Source organism: Erwinia sp. ErVv1 (assembly GCF_900068895.1).
Lineage (GTDB): Bacteria > Pseudomonadota > Gammaproteobacteria > Enterobacterales > Enterobacteriaceae > Erwinia.
This window is the reverse complement of sequence record NZ_CDPK01000001.1, coordinates 358,051-366,755: the sequence shown is the minus strand read 5'-3', so window position 1 is coordinate 366,755 and position 8,705 is coordinate 358,051. Positions and strand designations below refer to the sequence as shown.

Here is an 8,705-nt window from a genome sequence, read left to right as displayed (position 1 = left end):
AAGACTTGATATTTTTTGCGCCTTGCGGCGCTGATATCAATCCTGCGAGTGCCCACACAGATTGTCTGATAAATTGTTAAAGAGCGGTGCCACATAATCTCGTGTGGCGCGGGGTGCAGATATTACGCTTTCCCGCTGAAGAGTCAAGGGATTTCTCACTTTTCTCTTCCTGACCCGGTGACCGTTAAGCCGTTGTTCCGTGTCAGTGGAGGCGCATTATAGGGAGTTCCTGACGGGTGACNTTTCTCACTTTTCTCTTCCTGACCCGGTGACCGTTAAGCCGTTGTTCCGTGTCAGTGGAGGCGCATTATAGGGAGTTCCTGACGGGTGACAAGCCTTTCTTTAAAAAAAAGATCTGACCGTCCTTTTTTTAACCGATCGGCGATTAATCACACACTATCGGGTTGTTATTGCACCATATTCATCCCAAATGCCCGTTCTGCCCTTTGTGAAATCCATAAACGGGGGTGCTACTCTTAAGCTACCAGGGTCTTTAAGCCACAATGAATAATAGAAAGGATGCCAAATGACAAAATCCGCGCGCAGTATGGCCGGACTTCCGTGGATAGCCGCCATGGCCTTTTTTATGCAGGCGCTGGATGCCACGATACTGAACACCGCTCTTCCCGCCATCGCGCAGAGCCTGAATCGCTCCCCCCTGGCAATGCAGTCTGCCATCATTAGCTACACCTTAACCGTTGCCATGCTGATCCCCGTCAGCGGCTGGCTGGCCGATCGCTTTGGTACGCGCAAAGTGTTTGTGGTGGCGGTTTCTTTATTTACGCTAGGTTCGCTGGCCTGCGCGCTCTCAGACTCTCTGGCCATGCTGGTGACCTTCCGGGTGCTTCAGGGGATTGGTGGCGCGATGATGATGCCCGTCGCCAGGCTGGCATTGCTCAGAGCCTATCCGCGTAGCGAACTGCTGCCGGTGCTGAACTTCGTCACTATGCCTGGACTGATTGGCCCGGTTCTGGGGCCGCTGCTGGGCGGCGTGCTGGTAACCTGGGCCAGCTGGCACTGGATCTTCCTGATAAATATTCCGATGGGCATACTGGGTATTATTTACGCCCGTAAATATATGCCGGATTTCACCACGCCCAAACGCCGCTTCGATCTGCTGGGCTTTATTCTGTTTGGTATAGGCCTTGTGCTGCTGTCGAGCGGGATTGAGCTATTGGGCGAGAAGATAGTGGCCAGCAGTATTGCTCTGGCCGTTACGTCGGGAGGGATAGTGCTGCTGCTTCTTTATATTGCTCACGCGAGGCGCCATGCGACTCCCCTCATTCCCTTACCGATGTTTAAAACCCGCACCTTCTCGGTGGGGATCCTCGGGAATATCGCTTCCCGGCTTGGTACCGGCTGCATTCCTTTCCTGATGCCGCTGATGCTTCAGGTGGGATTCGGCTATTCCGCCATTCTCGCTGGCTGCATGATGGCCCCGACGGCATTAGGATCGCTCCTGGCGAAATCAACGGTCACCCAGGTGCTTCGCTGGTTCGGCTACCGCACCACGCTAATGTGGATAAGCGTGATTATCGGTGCGCTGATTGCCACCTTTGCGCTACAGACGCCAGCAATGGGCCTGGTCGTCCTTCTGCTACCGCTGTTTATTCTGGGCATGGCCATGTCCACCCAGTTTACGGCGATGAACACCATTACGCTGGCGGATTTAAATGAGGGTAACGCCAGCAGCGGTAACAGTATGCTGGCCGTCACCCAGCAGCTGGCGATCAGCTTTGGCGTCGCGGTGAGTGCCGCGGTGCTGCGTTTCTATGAGAACTTCGATGGCACCACGGTGCAGCACTTCCACGCCACCTTTCTGACCATGGGCGTGGTAACCGTGTTTTCCGGGCTGGTATTCAGGCTGCTTAAACCGGGAGATGGCCGCCATCTGATTGCTGACCGGGAGAAGCGCAAAAAACGCGCTTAACGCTCTCCCACCGAGCCGCGCTCTACCAGCTCTGGCGTCAGAATCAGTAACTGCTGACTGTCGCCCGGCTCGCCGAGGCGGTGAAGTAGCGTATCAATCGCCAGCTCCCCCAGTTCATCTTTAGGCTGGTGAATGGTGGTCAAAGGCGGTGTCATATAGCGCGCCAGCTCGATGTCGTCATAGCCAATGACCGCAATATCCTGCGGCACCGACAGTCCGGCCTGGAAGAGCGCATGATAGCCGCCCACCGCCATCGCATCGTTGCAGGTAAAAACCGCTTCGGGCAGCGGGGAGAGCGATAGCAGCTGATTCATGGCGTTGAACCCGCCCTCAAACTCGAAATCACCGCTGACCACACAGGACGGCGGCACCGGTAAGCCCGCGCTCTTCATTGCCCGCTGAAAACCTTCCAGCCGCAGACGGGCAGGCGTTTTATCCTGCGGACCGGCAATGCAGGCAATGCGCCGGTAACCCCGGGAGATCAGAAATCGGGTCGCCATCTCCCCGCCCAGCAGGGAGTTATCCTGAATAATGTCGCTGCTGCCCTCAAAAGGGGCCCAGTCCATCATCACCGAAGGAATAGAGGGATAGCGGTTAAGAATATCCGCCGGGGGGAGATGACTTTCAGTACACATAATTAGCAGCCCATCCACCCGCTTCTGCAGCAGCGTTTCAAGGCTGCGGTTCATACGGTTTTCATCCCCTTCGGTATTGCACAGGATCAGGCTGTAACCGCGCTCATAGCAGCTCCGCTCGACGCCGCGAACCACTTCAGAGTAGAAAGGGTTACTACTGGCGGTCAGCAGCATACCGATGGTGCGCGTCTGGTTGAGCTTCAGACTGCGTGCCAGGGCAGATGGGGCATAATTCAGCTCGGCAATCGCCGAGGTGATTTTTTCCCGCACCGCCTCGCTGACGAAGCGGTTGTTGTTAATAACGTGGGAAACGGTAGAGGTCGACACGCCCGCAAGGCGCGCGACATCTTTCATAGTGGCCACGCGCTACCCCTGCTGCTGCAAAAAGCGATCGATTTCACTGCGCCAGGGTACGGATGGCTGCGCGCCGTGGCGGGTCACCGAAATAGCCGCAGCCGCATGGGCAAAGCGCACGGAGCGATCCATCGCCTGCCCTTCGAGCAGGGCGGCGATAAGCGCGCCGTTGAAGGTGTCGCCTGCCGCTATCGTATCAACCGCCTCCACCCGGAAACCGGCAATACGCTGGCCTTTACCCTGTTCACTCAGCCACACGCCGCGGCTGCCGAGAGTAATAAGAACGCTGTCGATACCCTTTTCATGCAGCACGCCAGCCGCACGCGCCGCCGCTTCGTCGGAATCAACATGCACGCCGGTCAGTATTTCCGCTTCCGTTTCATTGGGGGTAATCATATCCACCAGTCCCAGCAGCTCACCGGAAAGTGCGACGGCGGGCGCGGGATTAAGGATAACGCGCGTCTGATGCTGGCGGGCAATTTTTGCGGCGGCCAGTACGCTCGCCAGCGGCGACTCAAGCTGCATCAGCAGCGCGTCCGACTCCGCTATCGTCTGCTGGTGCTGGCTGACCCTTTCCGGCGTCAGCGCCGCGTTGGCACCGGCATGGATCGCAATACAGTTTTCGCCCGCACCGTTGACAAAAATAAGCGCCACGCCGGTGGACTGGTCCGCCACAACTTCGACAGGGGTGATATCGATCTGGTCGGTTGCCAGCTGCTGGCGAATGCGCTGGCCGATATCATCGTCGCCCACGCAGGCGATAAAGGCGATATCCGCCCCACTGCGCCCTGCTGCAACGGCCTGATTTGCCCCTTTCCCGCCAAAAGCGACCTGATACTCGCCGCCGGTCACCGTTTCGCCGGGCCGGGGGAACTGCATCAGGTTTAGAATATGGTCTGCATTAATGCTGCCAAGGACGGTCAGCTTGCCGGATTTTTTCATAAAGGCGTCCAGAAAAAGGCGCCACCCGGAAAGGGTGGCGCGTGCCATGCTTTTCTTTGATTTATTGCGTGACCAGCTTCAGGTCAACCGGGTTGATAGCCTGAACTTTCTGGCCCTTCAGCACTTTATCAGCCGTTTGCACGCCGATAACGCCGATTTGCTCCGGCTGCTGAGCCACGGTAGCGGCCAGCTTACCACCCTGAACGGCTTTTACCCCGTCTGCGGTGCCGTCGAAGCCGACGACCACCACATCAGATTTACCGGCAGTTTGCAATGCGCGCATTGCGCCGAGCGCCATTTCATCATTTTGAGCAAATACCGCCTGCACGTCAGGATGCGCGGTCAGCAGGTTCTGCATCACGTTCAGACCTTTGGTGCGGTCAAAGTCGGCTGGCTGGCTGGCGAGGATAACGAACTTATGCGCATCGGCAGCAGATTTAAAGCCTTCACCCCGCTCACGCGCGGCGGAGGTGCCCGCAATACCGGACAGCTCGATAATTTTCGCGTTCTCACCCACCTTCTTCGCAATGTAGTCACCCGCCATCTTGCCGCCGAAGCGGTTATCCGATGCAACGTGGCTGACCACTTTGCCCTGCGCTGCCATACGGTCCAGGGTTATCACCGGAATACTGGCCTGATTCGCCATTTTGACCGCATTGCCCACTGCGTCAGAATCAGTCGGGTTAATCAGCAGCAGCTTAGTCCCGCGTACGGTTAAGTCCTGAACATTAGCCAGCTCTTTTGCCGGGTTATTCTGTGAATCCAGCACGACCAGGTTGTAACCCAGCTTATCCGCTTCTTTTTGTGCGCCGTCTTTTAACGAGACAAAAAAGGGATTATTCAGCGTGGACACTACCAGTGCGATGGTGTCTTTCGCCATTGCGCTGGCGCTCAGCGTGGCGCCAAGCAGAACGGCAAGTGCAGTCAGTTTGGTCATTTTCATCATAATTTCCTGTAGGGATGAGTTATTTACTGCTTTTGTTATCTACCAGCACCGCCAGCAAAATCACCACAGCTTTGACGATCATTTGGTAGTAGGAGGAAACGCCGAGCAGGTTAAGCCCGTTATTCAGGAAGCCGAGGATCAGTGCCCCAATTAAGGTGCCCATGATTCGCCCCTTGCCGCCGGCCAGACTGGTGCCGCCCAGCACAACGGCGGCAATGGCATCAAGCTCGTAGCCCGTTCCCGCGGTCGGCTGTGCCGATGAGAGCCTTGCCACTTCGATGGTGCTCGCCAGCGCGGCCAGCATGCCACTCAGCGCATACACGACAATTTTCACCCGGCTGACGCTGATGCCGGACAGGCGCGTTGCCGCCTCGTTGCCGCCCAGCGCATAAATGTAGCGGCCCAGGCGGGTGTGATGCAGCATGTACCAGGCCAGAGCGAACACCACCGCCATCAGCCACACCGGCGTGGGAATACCCAGAGGGCGGCCAATACCGAACCAGCCAAACAGATCGGCATTGTCATTGAAGCCGGTATTGACCGGGCTGCCGTTGGTGTACACCATCGTGACGCCCCGCAGCAGCAGCATCATCACCAGCGTGGCGATGAAGGCCTGCACGCGTCCTTTCGCCACGATAGTACCGGTCAGGGCGCCAATGGCTGCGCCCAGCGCCAGAGAGGCGGCCACGGCCACCAGCGCGTTAACTTCCATCCCCACCAGCGATGCACCTACCGCACCAGTCAGCGCCAGCAGCGACCCCACTGAAAGATCGATACCGGAGGTCAGGATAACCAGCGTCATGCCGACCGCCATAATGGCGTTAACGGAGGTCTGCTGCAGGATGTTGAACATATTGTTCAGGGTAAAAAAGTTCGGGCTGAGGCTGGAGACGATAGCAATCAACACAATCAGCGCGATCAGGGATTTTTGCTCCAGCAGCCAGGTCTTGCTGAACAGCCGGTTAGCAGGGATCGTTCGGGTATTCATGGTCATGCGTGCTCCACACTCTGTAGCTTACCTACTGCCGCCGCCATCAGGACTTCCTGCGTGGCCTGTTCAATTGGGAAATCACCGCTCAGGCGCCCTTCGTGCATCACCAGCACGCGGTCGCTCATGCCCAGCACCTCCGGCATTTCAGAGGAAACCAGAATGATGCTCAGCCCCTCGTCCTTAAACTGATTAATAAGCTGATAGATCTCTTTTTTAGCGCCGACGTCCACGCCGCGGGTGGGTTCATCCAAAATGAGGACTTTAGGACGGGTCATCAGCCCACGGGCGATGGCCACCTTTTGCTGATTGCCGCCGGAAAGCAGGCCGATCGGCTGGTTCATCGACGGCGTTTTCACCTTAAACAGGGTGATAAAGTCGCTGACCGCCAGCTGCTCCTCTGCGTGTTTCAGCCTGCCGCCGCCGTGGCTAAAGTAGTCCAGCGCGGTCAGCGACATGTTCTCCTTCACCGACATGCCCAGCACCAGCCCGTCACGCTTGCGGTCTTCGGAGATATAGACAATGCCGTTTCGCAGCCCATCTTCCGGCGTGCGGGTGAGGATATTCCGCCCATCCAGCGTTACGCTGCCGTGGGTTCGGGCCAGCGCACCGTAAAGCACCTTCATCAGTTCGGTTCGTCCCGCGCCCATCAGCCCTGCCACGCCCAGGATCTCGCCCTTACGCAGCGTAAAGGTGACGTCCTCCACGCCCGGTCCGCTGAGATGCTCAACCTTCAGGCGAACTTCGCCGGGGGCTTTGTCCAGCCGTGGATACTGCTCTTCCAGCTTGCGGCCCACCATCATTTCAATCAGCGAATTCTCGTCCAGGCTCTCCACCGCGCGTTCGGCAATAAACTGGCCGTCGCGGAAGATGGTTACGTCATCGCAAATTTCAAAGATCTCTTTCATCCGGTGGGAGATATAGACAATGCCGCAGCCCTGCGCTTTCAGCTCGCGGATGACGCGAAACAGCGAGGCGGTTTCGGTATCGGTCAGCGCATCCGTTGGCTCGTCCATCACAATCACTTTGGACTGATAGCTCAGTACCTTGGCGATTTCGACCATCTGCTGGTCGCCAATCGACAGGTCGCCCACCAGCCTGTGGCTGCTAAAGCGCAGGTTCAGGCGTTTAAGCAGGACGTCCGCCTCGGCATGCATTTTTTTCCACAGGATGCGGCCAAAGCCGTTAACAAACTCCCGCCCCAGAAAGATATTCTCAGCAATGCTGAGCTGCGGGATCAGGTTAAGCTCCTGATGGATGATGCCGATGCCGGCTTCCTGTGATGCCTTTGGCCCGCTAAACGTGGTCTCGTTACCGAGCCATTTCACCGAGCCGGCATCCCGGGGGTAAATGCCGGTCATCACTTTCATCATGGTGGACTTACCGGCGCCGTTCTCACCCACCAGCGCCATAACGCGTCCGGGATAGACCGCCAGCGCGGCGCCGGAAAGCGCCTTGACGCCGGGAAAGGATTTATCAATGCCTTGCAGCTGCAATAAAGGTTGCATGACGGCCTCAGAAGGTCACGCCAGCGCACAGGATGATATTGGCATAGGGAGAACACTCCCCGCTGCGAATGACCGCCTGGCTACGCTGCGTTTGCTGTTTGAACTGTTGGTGACTCACGTACGAAATCGCGATGGTGTTTCCCTGGTGTTGTTGCAGTAAGTCGAGCAGAGCGGAGAGTTCACTAAGAAGCTGAGGATTATGGGACTTAATCTCCTCGGCGATGATGACACTTTCTACCTGCATCTCGTCGGTCACGGCTTTCACCACCTGTAAAAAGCTGGGGATCCCCTGCGTCAGCGCCAGATCAACACGCTGAGGGCCAGCCGGAATGGGCAGTCCCGCGTCACCAATTACCAGGCTGTCGGTATGCCCGAGCCTGGAAACCAGCGCCGATATTTCAGAATTCAGTAAGGTGCCTTTTTTCATCATTCACTCCAGAGCGAAACGTTTCGCTTGCGGGGAGTGTATGAAAGCCAGACGGGAAAACAATCACCATGCGTGGAAAATGTGATCGCTATCGAAACGTTTCGCCTGCGGCGATGCGGGTTTGACTTAGGAGAAGGGAATGGGAGGAAAAAGAACAGCAGACCGACCGGAGCCGGTCTGCAATACAGGATTAATTAAAGACCATCCCGCCGTCGATCAGCAGTGACTGACCGGTCATATAGTCGGAATCAGGGCCGGCAAGGAAGGCTACGCAGGCTGACACGTCTTCCGGCTCGGAAAGGCGGCCCAGGGTGATGCGTTTGGCGAACTCTGCCGTGCCGTAGCCCGCTGGCTGGCCTGCGGCGGCGGAAACCTGACGATCGATCTCCTCCCACATTGGCGTTTTCACGATGCCCGGACAGTAGGCATTCACCGTAATTCCTAACGGTGCCAGATCGCGCGCGGCGGTCTGCGTCAGGCCGCGCACGGCGAATTTACTTGAGCTGTAAACCGCCAGCTCAGGGTTACCGACGTGGCCCGCCTGGGAACAGGCATTAATAATCTTGCCGCCGTGGCCTTCAGCCTTAAAGGCTTTGATGGCCGCCTGCATGCCCCAGATTACGCCTTTAACGTTGATGTTATAAACTTTATCGACCGTCTCTTCGGTGATCTCTTCGATTGGCGTGGTCGGTGCGACACCGGCGTTATTGACGATGACGTCAAAACCGCCCAGCTCTTTACGCGCCTGCTCGACGGCAGCAAAGACCCGATCGCGATTCGATACGTCTACCGTCACGGCTAAAGCTTTGCCGCCGGCACTGACTATTTCATCCGCAACCTGACCTGCCGTCTGGCTGTTATAATCCGCTACCGCAACGGCGAAGCCGTCTTTTGCCAGGCGCAGGGCAATGGCTTTACCAATACCCTGACCGCCGCCGGTCACCAATGCTACTTTGGTTTTCATACCTTCTCCTT

Annotated in this window: 8 protein-coding genes; 1 reads left to right on the top strand and 7 read right to left on the bottom strand. The window is 57.2% G+C overall.

Features of this window, described 5'->3' with window-relative positions; genetic code table 11:
- The first annotated feature begins 526 nt into the window (after window positions 1–526).
- On the top strand, window positions 527–1,930 hold the full coding sequence (mdtD, locus tag A1830_RS01530) for a multidrug transporter subunit MdtD (protein WP_067700689.1): 1,404 nt from the start codon (window positions 527–529) through the stop codon (window positions 1,928–1,930).
- Here the strand turns inward: mdtD and rbsR are convergent.
- The 7 genes from rbsR to A1830_RS01495 all read right to left on the bottom strand — a co-directional run bounded on the left by rbsR (window position 1,927) and on the right by A1830_RS01495 (window position 8,694).
- Window positions 1,927–2,928 (bottom strand): ribose operon transcriptional repressor RbsR, encoded by a 1,002-nt coding sequence (rbsR, locus tag A1830_RS01525; protein WP_197473273.1) that lies wholly within the window; start codon window positions 2,926–2,928, stop codon window positions 1,927–1,929. The two genes, mdtD and rbsR, sit on opposite strands and share 4 nt — an antisense overlap.
- Before the next feature lie 3 nt (window positions 2,929–2,931).
- Window positions 2,932–3,861, bottom strand: a complete 930-nt coding sequence (gene rbsK, locus A1830_RS01520; protein ID WP_067700750.1) for a ribokinase — start codon at window positions 3,859–3,861, stop codon at window positions 2,932–2,934.
- A 61-nt stretch (window positions 3,862–3,922) separates the two neighbouring features.
- A complete protein-coding gene (rbsB, locus tag A1830_RS01515; protein ID WP_067700683.1) occupies window positions 3,923–4,804 on the bottom strand; it encodes a ribose ABC transporter substrate-binding protein RbsB in 882 nt (293 codons plus the stop codon).
- Window positions 4,805–4,826: 22 nt separating this feature from the next.
- Entirely contained in the window at window positions 4,827–5,795 is a 969-nt protein-coding gene (gene rbsC / locus A1830_RS01510; RefSeq protein WP_067700747.1) for a ribose ABC transporter permease, read from the bottom strand.
- A gap of 2 nt (window positions 5,796–5,797) precedes the next feature.
- Complete coding sequence (rbsA, locus tag A1830_RS01505; RefSeq protein WP_067700680.1) at window positions 5,798–7,303, bottom strand: ribose ABC transporter ATP-binding protein RbsA; 1,506 nt, start codon at window positions 7,301–7,303, stop codon at window positions 5,798–5,800.
- Window positions 7,304–7,310: 7 nt separating this feature from the next.
- Window positions 7,311–7,730, bottom strand: coding sequence for a D-ribose pyranase (gene rbsD / locus A1830_RS01500; RefSeq protein WP_067700677.1), 420 nt, complete (start codon window positions 7,728–7,730; stop codon window positions 7,311–7,313).
- 190 nt (window positions 7,731–7,920) lie between these two features.
- Window positions 7,921–8,694, bottom strand: a complete 774-nt coding sequence (locus A1830_RS01495; protein WP_067700675.1) for a (S)-acetoin forming diacetyl reductase — start codon at window positions 8,692–8,694, stop codon at window positions 7,921–7,923.
- Window positions 8,695–8,705 lie beyond the last annotated feature (11 nt).